The 19299-nt window shown below is 61.6% G+C and carries 17 protein-coding genes; 8 read left to right on the top strand and 9 right to left on the bottom strand.

Annotation, left to right across the window (positions count from 1 at the left end):
* Positions 1-44 precede the first annotated feature (44 nt).
* The 4 genes from C7441_RS03880 to recJ all read left to right on the top strand — a co-directional run bounded on the left by C7441_RS03880 (position 45) and on the right by recJ (position 5752).
* Positions 45-1262: an LL-diaminopimelate aminotransferase gene (locus C7441_RS03880; RefSeq protein ID WP_109611777.1), complete on the top strand. Its 1218-nt coding sequence runs from the start codon at positions 45-47 to the stop codon at positions 1260-1262.
* A 42-nt stretch (positions 1263-1304) separates the two neighbouring features.
* Positions 1305-2618, top strand: a complete 1314-nt coding sequence (locus tag C7441_RS03875; protein WP_109611776.1) for a homoserine dehydrogenase — start codon at positions 1305-1307, stop codon at positions 2616-2618.
* Positions 2619-2883: 265 nt separating this feature from the next.
* On the top strand, positions 2884-3864 hold the full coding sequence (gene glpX, locus C7441_RS03870; RefSeq protein WP_109611775.1) for a class II fructose-bisphosphatase: 981 nt from the start codon (positions 2884-2886) through the stop codon (positions 3862-3864).
* Positions 3865-3961: 97 nt separating this feature from the next.
* Positions 3962-5752, top strand: coding sequence for a single-stranded-DNA-specific exonuclease RecJ (gene recJ / locus C7441_RS03865; RefSeq protein WP_109611774.1), 1791 nt, complete (start codon positions 3962-3964; stop codon positions 5750-5752).
* A 121-nt stretch (positions 5753-5873) separates the two neighbouring features.
* Here the strand turns inward: recJ and C7441_RS03860 are convergent, their stop codons facing one another.
* From C7441_RS03860 to folE, 3 genes are all read right to left on the bottom strand, one after another.
* A complete protein-coding gene (locus C7441_RS03860) occupies positions 5874-6842 on the bottom strand; it encodes a patatin-like phospholipase family protein (RefSeq protein ID WP_026060644.1) in 969 nt (322 codons plus the stop codon).
* Between the two features lie 81 nt (positions 6843-6923).
* The gene (gene hisI / locus C7441_RS03855) at positions 6924-7382 is read right to left on the bottom strand and encodes a phosphoribosyl-AMP cyclohydrolase (RefSeq protein WP_109611773.1); all 459 of its coding nucleotides are present in this window, start codon (positions 7380-7382) and stop codon (positions 6924-6926) included.
* A 46-nt stretch (positions 7383-7428) separates the two neighbouring features.
* On the bottom strand, positions 7429-8064 hold the full coding sequence (gene folE / locus C7441_RS03850) for a GTP cyclohydrolase I FolE (RefSeq protein ID WP_109611772.1): 636 nt from the start codon (positions 8062-8064) through the stop codon (positions 7429-7431).
* Between the two features lie 229 nt (positions 8065-8293).
* Between folE and C7441_RS03845 the strand changes: the two genes are divergently transcribed.
* Entirely contained in the window at positions 8294-8734 is a 441-nt protein-coding gene (locus C7441_RS03845; RefSeq protein ID WP_109611771.1) for an iron-sulfur cluster assembly scaffold protein, read from the top strand.
* Between the two features lie 45 nt (positions 8735-8779).
* On the opposite strand, the gene C7441_RS03840 is transcribed toward C7441_RS03845, so the two are convergent.
* The gene (locus C7441_RS03840) at positions 8780-9811 is read right to left on the bottom strand and encodes an LLM class flavin-dependent oxidoreductase (RefSeq protein ID WP_109611770.1); all 1032 of its coding nucleotides are present in this window, start codon (positions 9809-9811) and stop codon (positions 8780-8782) included.
* 280 nt (positions 9812-10091) lie between these two features.
* Between C7441_RS03840 and yidD the strand changes: the two genes are divergently transcribed.
* The 3 genes from yidD to thrS all read left to right on the top strand — a co-directional run bounded on the left by yidD (position 10092) and on the right by thrS (position 13963).
* Complete coding sequence (yidD, locus tag C7441_RS03835) at positions 10092-10457, top strand: membrane protein insertion efficiency factor YidD (protein WP_109611769.1); 366 nt, start codon at positions 10092-10094, stop codon at positions 10455-10457.
* Positions 10458-10628: 171 nt separating this feature from the next.
* Positions 10629-11825 carry a serine hydrolase gene (locus C7441_RS03830; RefSeq protein ID WP_342353263.1) on the top strand — a complete coding sequence of 399 codons (1197 nt, stop codon included), beginning with the start codon at positions 10629-10631 and terminating at the stop codon, positions 11823-11825.
* A 161-nt stretch (positions 11826-11986) separates the two neighbouring features.
* Positions 11987-13963: a threonine--tRNA ligase gene (gene thrS / locus C7441_RS03825; RefSeq protein ID WP_109611768.1), complete on the top strand. Its 1977-nt coding sequence runs from the start codon at positions 11987-11989 to the stop codon at positions 13961-13963.
* 286 nt (positions 13964-14249) lie between these two features.
* Here thrS and rpmG read toward each other — a convergent pair whose 3' ends face one another.
* The 5 genes from rpmG to rnr all read right to left on the bottom strand — a co-directional run bounded on the left by rpmG (position 14250) and on the right by rnr (position 19293).
* A complete protein-coding gene (rpmG, locus tag C7441_RS03820) occupies positions 14250-14417 on the bottom strand; it encodes a 50S ribosomal protein L33 (protein WP_019173400.1) in 168 nt (55 codons plus the stop codon).
* Between the two features lie 101 nt (positions 14418-14518).
* Entirely contained in the window at positions 14519-15664 is a 1146-nt protein-coding gene (locus tag C7441_RS03815; protein ID WP_109611767.1) for an MFS transporter, read from the bottom strand.
* Between the two features lie 60 nt (positions 15665-15724).
* Positions 15725-16465 (bottom strand): NUDIX hydrolase, encoded by a 741-nt coding sequence (locus C7441_RS03810; RefSeq protein WP_019173401.1) that lies wholly within the window; start codon positions 16463-16465, stop codon positions 15725-15727.
* A 72-nt stretch (positions 16466-16537) separates the two neighbouring features.
* A complete protein-coding gene (locus tag C7441_RS03805; RefSeq protein ID WP_019173402.1) occupies positions 16538-16972 on the bottom strand; it encodes a DUF983 domain-containing protein in 435 nt (144 codons plus the stop codon).
* On the bottom strand, positions 16972-19293 hold the full coding sequence (gene rnr, locus C7441_RS03800; protein ID WP_109611766.1) for a ribonuclease R: 2322 nt from the start codon (positions 19291-19293) through the stop codon (positions 16972-16974). The genes C7441_RS03805 and rnr overlap by 1 nt, the downstream gene beginning before the upstream one ends.
* Positions 19294-19299: the final 6 nt, after the last annotated feature.

The following is a 19299-nucleotide window of genomic DNA, read 5'->3' as shown; positions in this document are numbered from 1 at the left end:
GATGGGTATATATCGCGGCTCTGATCCCAATCGCTGGAACTGAGATGGAAGAGTTTCACAAGGTTCGTCGCCTTCCGCCCTATGTCTTCGAACAGGTAAATCGGCTGAAGGCCGCCGCCCGCGCCAGGGGCGCCGACATTGTCGATCTGGGCATGGGCAATCCCGACCTGCCGACGCCCAAGGCGATCGTGGACAAGCTGTGTGAAGTGGTGCGCGATCCGCGCACGCATCGCTATTCGTCCTCGCGCGGCATTCCCGGCCTGCGACGCGCCCAGGCCAATTATTATGCGCGCCGCTTCGGCGTGAAGCTCAATCCGGACACGCAAATCGTTGCCACGCTAGGCTCCAAGGAAGGCTTCGCCAACATGGCGCAGGCCATCACCGCACCGGGTGATGTGATCCTGTGCCCGAACCCGACCTATCCGATCCATGCCTTCGGCTTCATCATGTCGGGCGGCGTCATCCGCTCGCTGCCGGCCGAGCCGGACGACAATTTCATCCCCGCGCTGGAGCGGGGCATGCGCCATTCCATCCCCAAGCCGCTGGCGCTCATCCTCAACTATCCGTCGAACCCGACGGCGCTCGTCGCCTCACTCGACTTCTACAAGGATGTGGTCGCCTTCGCGAAGAAGCACGAAATCATCATCCTTTCCGATCTCGCCTATTCGGAAATCTATTTCGACGACAATCCGCCGCCGTCCGTGCTGGAAGTGCCGGGAGCCATGGACGTCGCGGTCGAATTCACCTCGATGTCGAAGACCTTCTCCATGCCCGGCTGGCGCATGGGGTTTGCGGTCGGCAATGAGCGGCTGATCGCTGCGCTGACGCGGGTGAAGTCTTATCTCGACTACGGCGCCTTCACGCCGATTCAGGTGGCGGCGACCGCAGCACTCAACGGCGACGGTTCGGATATTGCTGAAGTGCGCGACATCTACCACAAGCGCCGCGACGTGATGGTGGACGCCTTTGGCCGCGCCGGCTGGAACGTTCCGGCCCCGGCGGCGACGATGTTTGCCTGGGCCCCGATCCCCGAACCTTTCCGGAAGCTCGGCTCGCTGGAGTTCTCGAAACTGCTGATCGAAAAGGCCGACCTGGCCGTCGCGCCCGGCATCGGCTTCGGCGAATATGGCGACGACTTCGTGCGCATCGCATTGGTCGAGAATGAGCATCGCATCCGGCAGGCAGCACGCAACATCAAGCGGTTCCTCGCCTCCGAGGCCGTGTCGCCGGACAATGTCGTGACCCTGGCGGCGCGGCGCTGAACGACTTTTCACGAAAACATTGATTTGAGGGCGTAGCGGGACATGGCCGAAGCTTTGCGTGTTGGAATTGCCGGCCTCGGCACAGTCGGCGCCTCCGTGGCGCGGGTACTGACCGAGAAGGCGACGGAGCTTACCCGCCAGTGCGGCCGGCCCATAACCGTTGCCGCAGCGTCCGCGCGCGACCGCAATCGCGACCGGGGCGTCGATCTCTCCGCCGCGCAGTGGTTCGACGATCCGGTCGAACTGGCCAGGACGGCCGACATCGATGTTTTCATCGAGCTGATCGGCGGTGATGATGGACCTGCGCTGGCGAGCGTAAAAGCCGCGCTCGAGGCTGGCCGGCATGTCGTCACCGCCAACAAGGCACTGCTGTCCAAACACGGTGTGGCGCTTGCCGAAATCGCCGAGAGCAGGGGCGTCCTGCTCAATTACGAGGCAGCGGTTGCCGGTGGTATCCCGATCATCAAGACCATGCGCGAGGCCATGGCCGGCAATAATGTCTCGCGCGTTTTCGGTATTCTCAACGGCACCTGCAACTACATCCTGACCCGCATGGAAGCCGAGGGCTTGTCGTTCGATGACTGCCTGAGGGATGCCCAGCACCTGGGCTACGCGGAAGCCGACCCCACCTTCGACATCGAGGGCCATGACACGGCCCACAAGCTGTCGATCCTGACCAGCCTTGCCTTCGGTTGCAAGATTTCGGCCGACAACATCTATATGGAAGGCATCAGCAATATCAGTCAGGCCGATATCCGCGCCGCGGGCGAACTCGGCTACCGCATCAAGCTGCTGGGCGTCGCCTTGCAGACTGAAACGGGCATCGAGCAGCGTGTGCATCCGACCATGGTGCCGACTTCGTCCGTGATCGCGCAGGTGCATGGCGTAACCAACGCCGTGGCCGTCGAGACCGACATTCTGGGCGAACTTCTGCTTTCAGGCCCCGGCGCCGGCGGCAATGCCACCGCTTCGGCCGTTGTCGGCGACATTGCCGACATCGCCAAGAGCCGTCCGGGCTTCCAGCACGGCCCGGTGTTCGGGCGTCCGGCTAGGGAGCTGAAGCCCTACAAGAAGGCGCAGATGCGCAGTCATGCCGGGGGCTATTTCATTCGCCTTACCGTGCATGACCGCGTCGGCGTTTTCGCCGCTGTCGCCAAGCGGATGGCCGACAACGAGATTTCATTGGAATCGATCGTTCAGCATGGCGTCAATGCCGAGGGCGACGGCAGCAAGACCGTCATCCTCGTCACCCATGAAACGACCGAAGCGGCAGTGCGCAAGGCCGTGGAAGGCGTGACCAAGGACGGCCACCTGATCGACAAGCCGCAGGTCATCCGCATCGAGCGGGCTGGGTAAGCAGCTTCCAGACAGGATTTTTCGATCCGCAGTGGCGCGAACCCAAGCCGGTTCGCGCCGCTTTTCGTTTCAGCGCCACTCCGCGCCTGCCAGCGTTTGGAGCAACGCCCGGCAACACTTCCCACACCTTAATCGATTGAGGTTTCGGCCGGTTGCAACAAGTGCGACCGGCGGGTCTTGCTGTTGTCATCTCACTTTGACACAAGGGTTCGCAGGAGCCGTCCAAGGGCGGCGTAACCACCAGATTTCATGGGAATGTTCAATTATGGCGAAGAATGACGCAGCCGGCCTCGACCGTATCCTGACCATGGAACTCGTGCGCGTGACCGAACGCGCCGCCGTCGCTGCCGCACGCCTGCGCGGGCGCGGCGACGAGAAGGCGGCCGATCAGGTCGCAGTCGATGCCATGCGCGCCGAACTCAACCGCCTTGCCATCAAGGGCACGGTGGTGATCGGCGAAGGCGAACGCGACGAAGCGCCGATGCTCTACATCGGCGAAGAGGTCGGAGCGGGTGAGGGACCGGAGGTCGATATCGCACTCGACCCGCTGGAAGGCACCACCATTTGCGCCAAGAATCTGCCCAACGCGCTGGCCGTCATCGCCATTGCCGAGAAGGGCAGCCTGCTGTTTGCGCCGGACGTCTATATGGACAAGATCGCGGTCGGTCCGGGCTATACCGATGGCGTCATCGATATCGATGCCTCGCCTGTCGAGAATATCCATAACCTGGCCAAGGCCAAGGGCGTACCGGTGAGCGAGATCACCGCCTGTATTCTCGACCGCCCGCGCCACGCCAGGCTTATCGAGGCCGTGCGCAGCACCGGTGCTGCCATCCGCCTGATCGGCGACGGTGACGTGGCTGGCGTCATCCACACGACCGACCCGGAAGAAACCGGCATCGACATCTATATGGGTACGGGCGGTGCACCCGAAGGTGTGCTGGCTGCGGCTGCGTTGCGCTGCATCGGCGGCCAGATGCAGGGCCGGCTGATGCTCGACTCGCCCGAAAAGGTTGCACGCGCGGCCAAGATGGGCATTTCCGACCCCAACAAGGTCTATCGCATCGAGGAAATGGCGCGCGGCGACGTGCTGTTCGCCGCAACCGGCGTGACCGACGGCAACATGCTGTCGGGCGTGAAGTTCGGCTCCAGCTCGATCACCACCGACACGATCGTGCTGCGCTCCTCGTCGCGCACCGTGCGTTCCATCAAGGCGCGGCACCAGGATCTGGAGAAATTCCAGTAATTCGCGTTGTACTGTCCACGTCTTCCATGCCGCAGCCTGTTTGGCTTTGCCGGGCGATCCCTTATCCTGCACTCATGGATGAGGGATTGAACGGCGCATGACGGCCGAGAAACGTTTTTTTCTGGACGTGAAGCGCTCGGCCACCGGACTCGCGTGGGAGCATCGGCTGAACGAACGGCAGGAGATGACCGCGCTCGCCATCGCGCAGGGGCATGGCGTGCCGGATATCGTCGCGCGCGTGCTGGCCGGGCGCGGTGTGGGGGCGGAAGACGCCGAGCGCTTTCTCGATCCGACCATCCGGGATCTCTTGCCGAATCCGGAAACGCTGACCGACATGGAGAAGGCTGCCGGGCGTATCGTTGCGGCCATCCTGCGCCGCGAGCGCGTGGCTATTTTCGGCGATTATGACGTCGATGGGGCGGCGTCCTCGGCGCTGCTGAAACGCTTTCTGGTCCATTACGGCGTCGAGTCCGAAATCTACATTCCGGATCGCATTTTCGAAGGCTATGGGCCGAACCCGGATGCCATGCGCGAACTGGTGGCGCGCGGAGCGCGTCTGATCGTGACGGTTGATTGCGGGACCAACAGTGCGGCCGCAATCGCGGCGGCGCGTGAAGCGGGTGCGGATGTCGTCGTGCTCGACCACCACCAGGTCGGCGGGGCGCTGCCGGAGGCGGCCATTGCCGTGGTCAATCCCAATCGGGAGGACGATCTGTCGGGGCAGGGGCATCTTTGCGCCGCAGGCGTCGTTTTTCTGACCCTGGTGCAGACCGCAAAGCTTTTGCGCAAGGAGCGCCCGGCCCAGCCACCGGTCGATCTTTTGTCGATGCTCGATCTGGTGGCGCTGGCGACAGTGTGCGACGTGGTCCCGCTGACCGGTGTGAACCGTGCTTTTGTGGTCAAAGGGTTGATCGCCATTCGCCAGCAGCGCAACGCGGGGCTGGCGGCGCTGGCGCGTGTCTCGCGCATCGGCGAGCCGATCAACGCTTTCCATCTCGCTTTCCTCATCGGCCCGCGCATCAATGCTGGCGGACGCATCGGCGATGCCGCACTCGGCAGCCGGCTGCTTGCGACCGACGATCCCGTGGAGGCCGGCAAGATCGCCGAGACGCTCGACCGGCTGAACCAGGAACGGCAGGCTATGGAGCAGGAGATGCTCGCCGAGGCACGCGCCGAGGCCGATGCCGAAACGCTGGGCGGGCAGGGGCCTGCGGTGATCGTCACCGCCAGCCCGGACTGGCATCCCGGCATCGTCGGCCTGCTCGCCTCGCGGCTGAAGGAACATGCACGGCGTCCGGCCTTCGCCATTGCCTTCAATGGAAACGGCGTCGGCACCGGCTCGGGCCGTTCAGTGCCGGGCTTCGATCTCGGCAGGCTGGTGCGCGAGGCGCATGACAAGGGGCTGATCGTCAAGGGCGGCGGCCACGCCATGGCGGCGGGCATCACCGTCGAGCGAGATAAGCTCGGCGCATTGCGCGCCTTTTTCGAGGAACGGGCGGCCGCCGATGTGTTTCGCCTGCAAAGCGAAGAGAGCCTGCCGATCGACGCCGCTCTTGCCGCCGATGGCGCCACGACCAACCTGCTGGATACGCTGGAGCGCGCCGGACCGTTCGGGGCCGGCCATGTCGCTCCGGTTTTCGTGCTGCCGCGCCACCGGCTCCTCGATGCGCGGCTGGTCGGAACGTCACATATACGTGTCGATCTGCGCTCCGATGGCGGCGGCCGCATCCAGGCGATCGCCTTCCGGGCGGCGGATACCGCACTCGGTGATTTCCTGTTCAAGAGCCGGGGTGGTGCGGTGCATGTCGCCGGTTCGCTGTCATCCAATTACTGGAACGGCAACAGGAGCGTGCAATTCCGCATCATCGACGCGGCGCCGGCGCCCTGATCGAATGATCATGCGGTGAAAACGGCTGGAGCATTTTGCAGCCAGACGGAATCGTCTGGCGTCGCATAAATGCGGCCAAGCTGGGGCAGCGGAACCGCGTTCGTCAGAACCGTCCGCTGCTCTAAGCAAGAACGGTCTGCAAGCGGTTCAGTTCAGCCAGCTGCGCCTGTGTCGCCTCATAGCCGAGCCGGATGGCTTCGTCGGCGCGATGGAATTCCGACAGGCCGATATGACCGAGCTTCGGTTGCAGCGAAAGGTCCGGCGGATCACCAGCAAGCCGTGCGCGTGAAATGCGATCCTGAATGATGTTGAAGGCTTCGACCATCACGCCGGTGATGCCCAGCCTGCTGTCGCGCGAAAACGCGCCGAGAGGATGATGACCTGCGGGCACGTCGCTCTCGACGAGAAGCTCGCCGGCGCTGTGCTTGATGACAGCGGCGCGGCCGAACAGGTCGTAATGCAGGTTCACCGCCACCACCAGCCGTTGCTCATAGGCGCGGCACACCGAAACGGGAACCGGATTGACCAGAGCGCCGTCCACAAGCACCCGCTTGTTGGCTACGACCGGTTCGAACACGCCGGGCAGCGCATAAGATGCGCGCATCGCCGTGATCAGCGAACCGCTCGACAGCCAGATCTCATGTCCGGTGCGGATTTCGGCGGCTACGCAGACGAAGGGCTTGGGCAGGTCTTCGAATCGCAGGCCGGAAAGATGCTCCTGCATCCGCGCAGTCAGCTTCATGCCGCCGAGCAGGCCGCTGCCGCCGAGACGGAAATCGAGCAGGCCGAAAATGCGCCGCTTGGTGAGGCTGCGGGCGAAATCCTCCAGTTCATCCAGCTTGCCGGCGAGATAGCAGCCGCCAACCAGCGCGCCAATCGAGGTGCCGGCGATCATGTCGATCTCGACACCGGCCTCTTCCAGCGCCCGCAAGACGCCGATATGGGCCCAGCCGCGCGCGGCGCCTCCGCCGAGTGCCAGTGCGATTCCGGATTTTCGTGCGGATTTGGGATCGGGCAATGCATCGGGAGTGGCGGGGCGCTCTACTTCCCGTACATCAGGTCTGTTGCGCAATGACGCCCATTCGAGCATCGCAATCTCCCCATGTCCTGCGTCGAGGATAGATGCAGGACGTATCGAAAGAATGAATCCGTTTTTGACGCCTGAGACTTGTTATGTGGCGTCGAGATATGTCTTTTTCGCGTCGAAAAGCGGCGCGGAACCGTCGCCGGTCAAAGTGACGATGCCATCCCTCCTTTCCACTTTCCGGTAGAAGCAGGAACGCCTGCCGGTGTGACAGGTTGCATCGTGGCCCAATACATTTACGCGCAACCACACGGCATCCTGATCGCAGTCAGTGCGCATCTCCACGACGTGCTGGAAATTGCCCGAGGTTTCCCCCTTTTTCCACAGCGCGTTGCGCGAGCGTGACCAGTAATGCGCGATGCCGGTTTCTATTGTCAGCGCCAGCGCCTGGGCATTCATATGCGCGACCATCAGCAGTATGCCGTCCCCCGCGTCGGTGACGACGGCGGTGACGAGGCCATTTGCATCGAAGCGCGGCGTGAAGGCCGTGCCATCCTCCAGCGCTTTCTTGTCGTTCGGGGCTTTTTCGAATTCGGGCGCGGTCATTGCCGGCTCCTCTTTTCTGCGAAGCCGGCAATTTCAGCGTGCCGGCTCATTTGTTGCCGTGCCGCACCATGGTGAGGAAGCGAAGCTGCTCCTCAGGGCTGTCCTTGAAGACGCCGGTGAAGGTCGAGGTCAGTGTCGTGGAGCCCTGCTTGCGGATGCCGCGCATTGCCATGCACATATGCTCGGCCTCGATCATGACGGCGACGCCGCGTGGATTGAGCACGTCCTGGATGACGTTGGCGATCTGCGCGGTCATGGCTTCCTGCGTCTGCAGGCGGTGGGCGAAGATGTCGACCACACGGGCGATCTTTGAAAGACCCACGACCTTGCCCTCCGGCAAATAGCCGACATGGGCGGTGCCGATGATCGGCACCATGTGATGCTCGCAATGCGAGTGGAACTGGATGTCACGCACCAGCACGAGGTCGTCATATCCGGCGACTTCCTCAAAGGTGCGGCCAAGCTCCTCGGCAGGGCACATGTCGTACCCATTGAACATTTCGAGGAATGCTTTGGCAACGCGCTTGGGCGTGTCGATCAAACCTTCGCGATCCGGATCGTCGCCCGTCCAGCGCAGCAATGTGCGCACTGCGGATTCGACTTCCGCCTGGTCTGGCCGATTGGTAGACGGCTTGTCCAGATAGTCGGATTTGGGCATCGGTTTCTTGAGTACGGCGTCCATGAAAGGTGTCTCCCGTAGTCCCACTCAAAGGAGGGACGAGTTGAACGGACCACAGCCTTTTGCGGGATGTCGGAGATTCCGGCCCGAAAGCGGCGTGAGGAACTTCCGGCGGGGAAGGCGGCTGCCTTGCCGTTGCCGGAACTCAAGCATTATATAAGTGCTTGGAATGCGAATGAAAGGTGCCGAAACAGCACAGTCTGTTTTAGAAACGGCGGCGGTTGGAAAAATCATGATCGATGACGTCTACAATGCGAAAATTCTCGGTTTCGCCGGAAATATTGCACATATAGGCCGGCTTGAGCATCCCGATGCCACCGCGACCGCGCACTCCAAGCTCTGCGGCTCGACCGTGACGGTCGATCTCAAGATGGAGCACGGCGTGGTCATCGATTTCGCCCATGACGTCAAGGCATGCGCGTTGGGTCAGGCCTCGTCCTCGATCATGGCCGCCAATGTGGTTGGCGCGACCGCGGATGAGTTGCGCCAGGTACGTGAAACCATGCTGAAGATGCTGAAGGAAAACGGACCGCCGCCCAATGGGCGCTTCGCCGACCTGAAATATCTGGAACCGGTGCGTGACTACAAGGCACGCCACGCCTCGACGATGCTGACCTTCGACGCGGTGGTGGATTGCATCGGCCAGATCGAGAAAAAGCACGAAGTGGCATAGAAGAAAACGCCGGCTCGACTGGAGCCGGCGTTTTCGATTCGCGGGTCAGGCGAGGAGGTCACGCACCATCGGCAGTACCTTTGTGCCGTAGAGTTCGATGGAGCGCATCATCTTCTCATGCGGCAGCGGACCGTTCGAATATTTCATCTGGAAGCGCGAAATGCCGAGGGCCTTGACCGTTGACGCGATCTTGCGGGCAACCGTTTCAGGCGAACCGACATAGAGCGAGCCCATATCGGCTTCCGAATCGAATGTCGCGCGCGAGGTCGGCGGCCAGCCGCGCTCGGCGCCGATGCGGTCGTGCATCTTCTTGTAGTTCGGCCATAGTTCCTCGCGTGCCTGCTCGTCGGTGTCGGCGACATAGCCGGGCGAGTGCACGCCTATCGATTTTGTATCCTGGCCGAGTTGGTCGAGTGCGCGATGGTAGAGATCCACGAAGGGTCGGAAGCGCTTTGGATCGCCGCCGATGATGGCAAGCATCAATGGTAGGTCGTAACGCGCTGCGCGGATTACGGATTCGGGGCTGCCGCCGACACCGATCCAGGTTTTGAGCGTTCCGGATTCGGTCGGTGGGTAAACGTTCTGCTCGTTGAGCGGGGGACGGATCGACCCTTGCCATGTGACCGGACCGCCTTTCGCCAATGCCGCGAACAGGTCGAGCTTTTCGGAGAAAAGTGTCTCGTAGTCGTTCAGCCGGTAGCCGAACAGCGGGAAGGATTCGGTGAACGAGCCGCGACCGAGGATCACTTCGGCGCGTCCGTTCGACAGCGCATCCACGGTGGAGAAGCGCTGGAACACACGAATCGGGTCGTCCGAGCTCAATACCGTCACGGAAGAGCCGAGATGAATGCGTTCGGTGCGCGCGGCAATTGCCGCCAGAACGGTTTCCGGCGTAGAGACCGCGAAGTCGTTGCGATGGTGTTCGCCGACGCCGATAAAATCGATGCCGAGCTGATCGGCCAGAACGGCCTCGTCCACCACATTGCGAATAACCTGCGCCTGCGGCAACGGCTGGCCGTCGGCACCTGTCGTCACGTCGCCGAACGTGTCGAGTCCGAATTCTATCTTGTCCGACATGATGTTCCTCTGTCGTGAGTGCCGGAAGGATGGCCGGCAGGTGGCGTTTTCGCAACCGCCTCCAATCGCCGGCGACGGCGGAGGCGATCAATTCGCCATATCAGATAAGCCGCTTTGCCGGTGCTTCACATTCGCCACGCTGAGCACGAACTGTTCACCTGCGGTTGACGACGATGCGCCAGTGTTCGCCCAAATGCCCAGCGTCGGGCGTCCGCGCGTTGTTGCAATCGCGGTGCGGAAGCGACATTTACGGAAAGGATTGGTTTTCGGAACCGGAGCATTGAGCCTGGAACATCCGCATCGACATTGGGCCCGGCCGGCTGCACAGGGCCGCAACTGGTCCGGCCCCTGGCGCAAGACGCCGGGTCGGGTTCTCGGCACGGCGCTGGTGCGGCTTTATCAGCTCACATTGTCCGGTTTCGTCGGCAATTCCTGTCGTCACATGCCGACCTGTTCGGAATATGCCTACGAGGCGATTGCCCGGCATGGTTTCTGGGCCGGCGGCTGGATGGGACTTTTTCGGGTGATGCGTTGCGGCCCCTGGGGCACGCATGGCATCGACCGGGTGCCGGATAGGCTTGAAAAGCGATACCGCTGGTACACGCCATGGCGCTACTGGCACATCGGCAAACATCGCGATCCATAAGGCAGAACGGCTCGAACAGAGACCCTCCCGCTCTGTGCGGAACTCTTAAGAAATCATTCACATCTCGTTAGTGGGGCGACATCATAGTGGGCCGCCAAAGTGGTTCGCCGGCAGATATATTTCTGAAGGATATTTCTTCTGCCGACGAGAGTTTCGTTTCAAGGAGCTTTTATGCTGGTTCATGGTGTGGGGCGGTGCCTTCGCAAATTTTGTCTCATCTCGATTGCTTCCAGCATGATGTTGATGGGCGTGAATACGGCATTTGCAGATGTGTCGTGGGCGGTTCTCGACGCGAATAGCGGGCGCTTTCTTGGGGAAGAAAAGGCGGGGCGGATTCATCCGCCAGCGTCGCTTGCCAAGATGATGACGCTTTACCTGACATTCGAGGCGATCAAGGCAGGACGGCTTAAATGGGATGACCGGGTTGTCGTTTCTCGTAACGCGTCGATCAAAATACCGATGAAACTCTGGGTCAAACCGCGCAACACGATCAGCGTGCGCGAGGCGGTCAACGGCATGATCGTAATCTCAGCAAATGATGCTGCGGCGGCCATTGGCGAGCATATATCGGGGTCGGAATCCGACTTCGCGCGGCTGATGACACAGCGCGCGAAACGGCTCGGCCTTCGAGATACGGTCTTCACAAACCCATCGGGATTGACCGACGGCAAGAAGCAATCAACGACCGCTCGCGACATGGCGCTGCTCGGTCTGGCGCTGCAAAGGGATTTCCCGGTCGAGTATGCCTTGTTTTCCAAACGATCCTTTGTTTTTCGCGGCAAACTGCTCAGGGGTCACAATAACCTCATGTATCGGCACGATGGGGTAGACGGCATCAAGACCGGATTTACCAGTGCCGCTGATTACAACATCGTGAGCTCATACGCACGAAACAACCATCACCTCATTGGTGTCGTTCTCGGTGGAAAGACCGCGCGCAAGCGCGATGACCGCATGGAGGCGCTGCTGACACGTTTTTCCACGCAGGGCGCGGGTGGCCGTTTGATGGCGAGGAATGTGCCTGTCCCCACATGGAGGCCGGATAACTCTCTCCATGTGGCCGATCTCATCGATGAATCGCTCATAGAGCAGGGCGATGGAGGATTGGCGGCGCTTGAGCCATCCGGCTGGCAAATCCAGATTGCGGCGGTGCCGAGCCATGCGACGGCGCAGAAGTTGCTTGGAAAAGCCGGAAAGTTTGTCCGCGCGATCAACAGCGACGCCGCGGGACAGATCGAGCCGACGAAGAAAGGCAACGCCACGCTTTTTCGCGTCCGTTTCGACGGCTTTAGCGATTTAAGATCTGCCGGAAGAGCTTGCACTGTGCTGAAGCACCAGAAATTCGACTGCTTCGCCATTCATCCCTGAGCGGTCGAATCGAGAGCGCTCAAAGAGCCTCAACGTTGCCGATGCCCAAACGCTACCTTTACTAGGGTCGTTACAAATCCTATCAGACGGTGTTGGCTCCAAGAGCCGGCAATGATGACACCACCCGCGCTCGTTTGCGGGACTGGATATGGAGAAGAGTTTTGCTGAATTCCGTTTCCCTTACATTCCCTGATGGCTCCGTCCGCGAATATGAAGCGGCGATGACCGGTTCCGGTCTGGCCGAATCGATTTCCAAGTCGCTCGCCAAGAAGGCGGTTGCCTACAGCATCGACGGTCAAGTTCGCGATCTGTCCGACCCGCTCGGCAAATCCGGCGCGGTCGAAATCATCACCCGTGAAGACCCGCGCGCGCTGGAGCTTATCCGCCACGATGCCGCCCACGTGCTGGCCGAGGCCGTGCAGGAGCTTTGGCCGGGCACCCAGGTCACCATCGGTCCGGTGATCGAGAACGGTTTCTATTACGACTTTGCGCGCAACGAACCTTTCACGACGGACGACCTTCCGGTGATCGAGAAGAAGATGCGCGAGATCATCGCCCGCAACAAACCCTTCACCAAGGAAGTGTGGTCGCGTGAGAAGGCCAAGCAGGTGTTCCGCGACAAGGGCGAATCCTACAAGGTCGAACTGATCGACGCGATTCCGGAAGATCAGGACCTCCGGATCTATTCGCAGGGCGAATGGTTCGACCTCTGCCGTGGCCCGCATATGGCTTCCACCGGCCAGATCGGCAACGCCTTCAAGCTGATGAAGGTGGCCGGCGCCTATTGGCGCGGCGATGCCAACAACCCGATGCTGACGCGCATCTACGGCACCGCCTGGCCCGACCAGGCTCAACTCGACCAGTATCTCCACATGCTGGAAGAGGCCGAAAAGCGCGACCACCGCCGCCTCGGACGCGAGATGGACCTGTTCCATTTCCAGGAAGAAGGGCCAGGTGTCGTGTTCTGGCACGCCAAGGGCTGGAAGATGTTCCAGACGCTGGTGAACTATATGCGCCGACGCCTCGATGAACATGGCTATCAGGAAGTCAATGCGCCGCAGGTTCTGGACAAGTCGCTTTGGGAGACCTCGGGCCACTGGGGCTGGTATCGCGACAACATGTTCAAGGTGACTGTCGCGGGCGACGACACCGAAGACGATCGCGTTTTTGCGCTGAAGCCCATGAACTGCCCCGGGCACGTTCAGATCTTCAAGCACGGTCTGAAGTCTTACCGTGATCTACCGATAAAGCTCGCCGAATTCGGCAATGTGCATCGCTACGAGCCATCGGGCGCCCTGCACGGGTTGATGCGCGTGCGCGGCTTTACGCAGGACGATGCGCACGTCTTCTGTACCGACGAGCAGATGGCGGCCGAATGCCTACGCATCAACGATCTGATCCTGTCGGTCTACAAGGATTTTGGCTTCGATGAGATCACCATCAAGTTGTCCACCCGGCCTGACAAGCGCGTCGGTTCCGATGATCTTTGGGATCGTGCCGAAAGCGTGATGATGAAGGTGCTGGAGCAGATCCAGCAGAAATCGAACAACATCAAGACCGGAATTCTGCCGGGCGAGGGCGCTTTCTACGGGCCGAAGTTCGAATACACGCTGAAGGATGCTATCGGTCGCGAATGGCAGTGCGGCACCACGCAGGTGGACTTCAACCTGCCAGAGCGTTTTGGCGCCTTCTACATCGGTGCGGATTCGGAAAAGAAGCAACCCGTGATGATCCACCGTGCCGTTTGCGGCTCGATGGAGCGCTTCCTCGGTATCCTGATGGAGAACTTCGCGGGCCATTTTCCGCTGTGGTTTGCACCTCTGCAGGTGGTGGTGGCGACGATCACTTCGGACGCCGACGACTATGCCCGCAAGGTCGTCGCTCGCTTGAAGGCTGCCGGTCTGTCGGCCGAAGCCGATCTGCGCAACGAGAAGATCAACTACAAGGTTCGCGAACATTCGCTGGCCAAGGTTCCGGTCATTCTCGTCTGCGGCAAGCGCGAAGCTGAGGAAGAAACCGTCAATATCCGCCGGCTCGGTTCGCGTGACCAGCAGTCGCTGACGCTTGGCGAGGCCGTCCAGACGTTGGCGGATGAGGCAATCGCGCCTGATCTGCGCCGCGCACTGCAAGCGGCCTGATAAAGAAAGGCGGGGCACCAAGGCCCCGTCTCAGAGTGCTGACAAACCCCGTCGATTTCGGCGGGGTTTTTTCGTATGCGGCTGAGAGGCTTTGGTTTTGCGCAGAAGATGATCCTTGGGAATCAGCCCCCCAAACCCCACCATCTCAAGGGGCATCTGTTCGAGGGGCGGGGCGCTTCAACATGACCCAGTGAATCAAAAACCCCCGGCTAACGCCAGGGGTTTGTCAGCAACCAAAACGCCGCCCGAAAGGGCGGCGTTCTGCGTTCTCGAAACGGAAGGAAGATTACTTGATCTTCGTTTCCTTGAATTCGACGTGCTTCTTGGCGACCGGGTCGTACTTGCGGAACGACAGCTTTTCGGTCTTCGTGCGGCTGTTCTTGCTCGTCACATAAAAGAAGCCCGTATCGGCGGTCGAAAGAAGCTTGATCTTGATGTTTGCGGCTTTGGCCATGATGTTCGTCCGTCTATTTGAGGTGTTCGGGCCGCTTGACCACGGCTGAAAGCCCGGATGCGGAAAACTTGTCGCGACACATAAAGAACATGTGCTGAAAGTCAAGAGGAACGGTTGCCGAGCACGAGCCGGCTGCCGGCGAGAACGATATAGGCGGCAAAAAACAGCCCGATCGACCAGGCGAAGCCGTCGGTGCCGAGCGTATCCATGCCGATGCCAATCGCTTGCGGGCCGAGGATCATGCCGAATCCGTAACACAGCACGAACGCGGCATTGGCGTTGGCCAGTTCGTGGCCGGAAAGGCGCGAGCCCAGATGCGCCAGCCCGACGGTGTAAAGTGCGGCGACCACGCCGCCCCACAGGAACAGTAAGCCCGCCATCACGTTCCAGTTGGACTGGACGTGGGGCAGGAGGATCATGCCGCCAAGGCCGACTGCCGCGCAAAGCAGCAGCAGGTGCCGGCGGTCCCGGATGCGGTCCGAGATCATGCCGAGCGGAATCTGCATGATGACATTGCCGAGCCCGATCATGGTCAGCAGCAACGCGGCATCCCCTTCGGAATAACCGATCCGGTTGCCGAACACGGGAAACAGCGCAAAGCCCCCGGTTTCCACCGCTCCGAACACGAGCACCGCCGCCGTCGCGGTCGGAACCAGCCAGATATAGCGGATGAAGCCGCTCGAACCGCCCTCGGGGATGATCGTGGGGCTTTCGCGGTAGGCGGCCGCAACCGGTATGGCCGCGATCACCACGAGCATGAACACCGTGCCGAATGGCAGGAAACCGGAGCTTCCCATCTGAGAGAATAGCCACGGCCCGGCAGCGAATCCAAGCGAGAGCACGGTGGCATAGATACCCAATACCAGTCCGCGGCGCTGCGGCGGGGCCGAGGTGCTGATCCAGAATTCGGAGAGGATGAAGAGCACCGTCAGGGCCAGGTGAAGCATCACGCGCAGCGGAAACCACAGCCAGAAGGCCGGCGCGAAATAAAACCCCACGAAGGCCAGCGCCCCGATCATGATCATGCAGAGCATGGTCCAAACCACGCCGAATCGCACCGCCAGCGGCGTGGCCAAAGGTGCGGCCGCAATCGAGGCAATGCCGGCTATCGCGGTATTGAGACCGATCATCGAGGCGGAATAGCCGCGCGTTTCGAGAATGATGCTGAGCAGTGGCATGCCCAGCCCGATGGCGATGCCTACGACACTGATGGAAGCGATGGCCGCCGAAATGGACAGCCAGCGCATGGGGATTTCCGTGGCTGGCGTATCAAGGGTGCCTGTCATCTGCCGGTGGGCCTGAAATTGTCAGAAAACGTCGCGGATGAAGCTGTTGCGTACCATTCGATAGAAGGGCACCTGCGCGCCCGGTCGAAGCTCGGGGTCGATCGCGAGTCGTTCTTGAAGTTCGTTCAGTATCGTCTTGGTAATAGCGGGAATATCGGCCTGCTGAGCCTCCTGCACCGGCAGCCAGACAAGCTCCTGAAGTTCGTTTGTGGGTCCGCCTCCCGGCAATTCCACGGCCACATCGCTGCGCCAGGCCGCGAGGAAGCGCGTGTCGAAGCGGCGCACCCGGCCGGGCGGCGTAATGGCGCGAGCGATCAGGCGCAGGGGCCGTAGCGAGGGCACGACGCCATGCTCCACAAAACCCTGCCAATCGTCGCCGGACGTGGTGAAGGGCGCCTTGCGGCCGATGAGCAGGCCTGCTTCCTCATATGTCTCGCGGATGGCGCAAAGGGCGATGGCGCGGGCTCGGGTCGGGCTGCGGCGCGCCAGCGTGGCGAGCATCTTCGCCTCTTCCTGCGGCTCCAGCGAATCGGCCACCTTCACGCGTCCGTCGCCGGGGTCGGTGCGGCCGCCGGGGAACACGAACTTGCCGGGCATGAAGGCATGGCTGGCATGGCGCCTGCCCATCAGCACCAGAAAATCGTCACCCCTGCGGTCGAGAAGGATGAGGGTGGCGGCATCGCGTGGCCGCTTGGGTCCGGGGCCGAGCGCAAAATCGCGACTATCAGCCTTGTCCACTTGCGTTTTAGTCAGTCCGTCCATGTAAATTCCTTTAAGGCAATCTGGCGCCGGACGGAATTGTTCCAACGAACCGAATGTTGCGCCAGCGGAGATTTATGTTTCCGGAAGAGCCTCGACCTCTTCGGTTTCGCCGCCGAAGCCATGCATATAAAGTGCCCATTGCAGCCCCACCACGGCGCCCTTGGTCGGCCGCAGCAAGGCAAGCGCCATGATGATCGTCAATGGCACCCAGATCGCCAGATGCTGCCAGGTGGAAAGCGTGCTCGTTGCTTCCACACCCATGAACGCACCCACGATGACGTGGCCCACCACCACCACGACCAGATAGGCCGGCAGGTCATCGGCGCGGTGATGGAACATTTCCTCGCCGCAGTGTTCGCAATGGTGAACAGGCTTCAGGAAGGAAGCGAACAGTTTCCCTTCGCCGCAATGCGGGCAGCGACCCATGAAGCCGCGTTTCATCGCCGTCCAAAGTGGACGTGCCGGACGTTTGACGTGCTGGTCGCCACCAAAAACCTGTGTTTCCATCAGTGTCTCCTGTTGCGGGACGATGCGCGCGGCTGTGATGCGCGGACCCGCGACCTCTGTGCTTTTGCTTTGTGGAACGACCGTTTGGAACCGGGCAGGGGTTTCGGGTCCGTCAGCATTTCGAAGCGCATGGCGCCTGCGAGGGGTGCGACTTCAACGAGGCGCACCTCGACGCGATCTGCAAGCTGATAGCCTTTACCTGTACGGTCTCCAAAAAGCGCTCGGGCAGTCTCGTCATAGATATAGTAATCGCCATCCAAGGATGACACCGGAATAAAACCATCAGCGCCGAACTGCGGCAATTGGACAAAAAGCCCCGCCTTGGTGACACCGGAAACGCGCGCATCGAAAGTGTCGTTGAGGCGGCCCGCGAGATAGCCGGCGATCAGCCGGTCCACCGTATCGCGCTCGGCGGCCATGGCGCGGCGCTCGGTGGCGGAAATCAGTTCGGAAATATCTTCCAGCCGCTCTTCCTCGGCGCGCGTGATGCCGTCCGGCCCGAGCTTCAACGCGCCGATCAGCGCGCGGTGGACGATCAGGTCGGCATAGCGGCGGATCGGCGAGGTGAAATGCGCATAGCGCCGCAGGTTGAGGCCGAAATGGCCAAGATTTTCAGGCGAGTAGATCGCCTGGCTCTGCGTGCGCAGCACCACCTCGTTGACCAGCGCTTCATGTTCCGCACCCTTCACGCGGCTGAGAATCTGGTTGAACTGCGACGGCTTCATCTGCGCGCCGCGCGCCAGCGAAAGCCCGAGCGTGGCCAGAAATTCGCGCAGGCCTTCCTGCTTGGCCAGCGAGGGCGCGTCATGCGTGCGGTAGACGAGGCCCTGTTTCTTGGCTTCCAGCGTCTCTGCGGCCGAGACGTTGGCCTGGATCATGAATTCCTCGATGAGTTTGTGCGCATCGAGCCTGTCGGGCACGATCACGCGATCGACCGTGCCGTCCGGCTTCAGCAGGATCTTGCGCTCCGGCAGGTCGAGCTCCAGCGGTTGGCGCGAGTCGCGACCACGCTTCAGCACCTCATAGCCCGCCCAGAGCGGCTTCAGGATCGTGTCGAGGATCGGTCGCGTAACATCGTCGGGCGCTCCGTCGATGGCTGCCTGCGCCTGGCTGTAGGCCAGACGCGCGGCCGAGCGCATCATGATGCGGTGGAAGGAGTGCCGGATCTTTCGACCGTCGGCCGAGAAGGTCATGCGTACGGCCAATGCGGGCCGGTCCTCCCCGCCGCGCAGGGAACAGAGGTCGTTGGAGATACGTTCGGGCAGCATCGGCACGACGCGATCGGGGAAATAGACCGAGTTGCCGCGCTTCAGCGCCTCGCGATCCAGCGCGGATCCCGAGCGCACATAGGCCGCAACGTCGGCGATGGCCACGATGGCGACGATGCCGCCAGGGTTGCGCTCGTCGGTGTCGGGTTCGGCAAACACCGCATCGTCATAGTCCTTGGCGTCGGCCGGATCGATGGTCACCAGTGGCACGTCGCGCCAATCCTCGCGATGGGCCATCGTGGCAGGCTTGATCGCGTCGGCGTCGGCAATCACTTCAGCAGGGAAGACATGCGGAATGTCATGCGCATGGATGGCGATCATGGAGACCGCTTTTTCGCTGGCCAGCGAGCCGACCACATTGAGCACCTTGGCGCGCGGCAGGCCGTAACGCGGCGCGCGCTGGGGGAGGACTTCCACCAGGTCGCCATTTTCCGCGCCGTTGCGGAATTCCTGTTCCACAACCAGTTCGGGCTGGCGTCGCTCCACGGGTTCGATGCGGAACGTACCGTCCTGCAGGATGCGGAAGACGCCGAGAACCGCATCGTTGCGCTTCTCGAATATCTTCATCACGCGCGCGGTATAGGCCGGCCCGGTCTCGGCGTGGGTCGCAAAGGTCTTGGCAAGCACGCGGTCGCCAATGCCGGGCGTGGGACCATTGCGCGACACCTTGACCGACACGACGATAGGCAATGCATCTTCCGGCTGGTCGGAAGCCCGCGCCAGCAGGCTGCCATCCTGGTCGCGCGCGAAAATGTCGAGCACGGTGACAGGGGGCAGGGCACCAGGACGAATGAGCCGCTTGCGATCCTTCTCCAGCACGCCCTCGTCCTGAAGCTGGGCCAGCATGTCCTTTAGCCAGACACGGTTTTCGCCCTTGATGGAGAAAGCCTTGGCAAGATCGCGTTTGCCGCTCTTGTCGGGATTTTCCGTGATGTAGCGCAAGATGTCGTCGCGCGTCGGGAGGAAGTCGCGCGACCTGGCTCCGGGGCGTGCGGCCTTGGGCGCGCCGGCATCCTTGCCGGCGTCTTTTCGCCCGGAGGGTTTTTTGGCCAAAGGAGT

This window comes from Pseudaminobacter salicylatoxidans (genome assembly GCF_003148475.1).
GTDB classification, from domain to species: domain Bacteria; phylum Pseudomonadota; class Alphaproteobacteria; order Rhizobiales; family Rhizobiaceae; genus Pseudaminobacter; species Pseudaminobacter salicylatoxidans.
Note: the sequence above shows the minus strand (reverse complement) of the source record. Positions and strands in the feature narration are given on the sequence as shown.

What these genes read in the sequence shown, in the direction of transcription:
- C7441_RS03840 (WP_109611770.1), bottom strand. Translation starts at nt 9,811, where the DNA reads ATGTCGGACAAGATAGAATTCGGACTCGACACGTTCGGCGACGTGACG.
- rpmG (WP_019173400.1), bottom strand. Translation starts at nt 14,417, where the DNA reads ATGGCCAAAGCCGCAAACATCAAGATCAAGCTTCTTTCGACCGCCGAT.
- C7441_RS03845 (WP_109611771.1), top strand. Translation starts at nt 8,294, where the DNA reads ATGATCGATGACGTCTACAATGCGAAAATTCTCGGTTTCGCCGGAAAT.
- C7441_RS03875 (WP_109611776.1), top strand. Translation starts at nt 1,305, where the DNA reads ATGGCCGAAGCTTTGCGTGTTGGAATTGCCGGCCTCGGCACAGTCGGC.
- C7441_RS03860 (WP_026060644.1), bottom strand. Translation starts at nt 6,842, where the DNA reads ATGCTCGAATGGGCGTCATTGCGCAACAGACCTGATGTACGGGAAGTA.
- C7441_RS03880 (WP_109611777.1), top strand. Translation starts at nt 45, where the DNA reads ATGGAAGAGTTTCACAAGGTTCGTCGCCTTCCGCCCTATGTCTTCGAA.
- hisI (WP_109611773.1), bottom strand. Translation starts at nt 7,382, where the DNA reads ATGACCGCGCCCGAATTCGAAAAAGCCCCGAACGACAAGAAAGCGCTG.
- C7441_RS03805 (WP_019173402.1), bottom strand. Translation starts at nt 16,972, where the DNA reads ATGGAAACACAGGTTTTTGGTGGCGACCAGCACGTCAAACGTCCGGCA.
- recJ (WP_109611774.1), top strand. Translation starts at nt 3,962, where the DNA reads ATGACGGCCGAGAAACGTTTTTTTCTGGACGTGAAGCGCTCGGCCACC.
- C7441_RS03815 (WP_109611767.1), bottom strand. Translation starts at nt 15,664, where the DNA reads ATGCGCTGGCTGTCCATTTCGGCGGCCATCGCTTCCATCAGTGTCGTA.
- glpX (WP_109611775.1), top strand. Translation starts at nt 2,884, where the DNA reads ATGGCGAAGAATGACGCAGCCGGCCTCGACCGTATCCTGACCATGGAA.
- folE (WP_109611772.1), bottom strand. Translation starts at nt 8,064, where the DNA reads ATGGACGCCGTACTCAAGAAACCGATGCCCAAATCCGACTATCTGGAC.
- C7441_RS03810 (WP_019173401.1), bottom strand. Translation starts at nt 16,465, where the DNA reads ATGGACGGACTGACTAAAACGCAAGTGGACAAGGCTGATAGTCGCGAT.
- C7441_RS03830 (WP_342353263.1), top strand. Translation starts at nt 10,629, where the DNA reads ATGCTGGTTCATGGTGTGGGGCGGTGCCTTCGCAAATTTTGTCTCATC.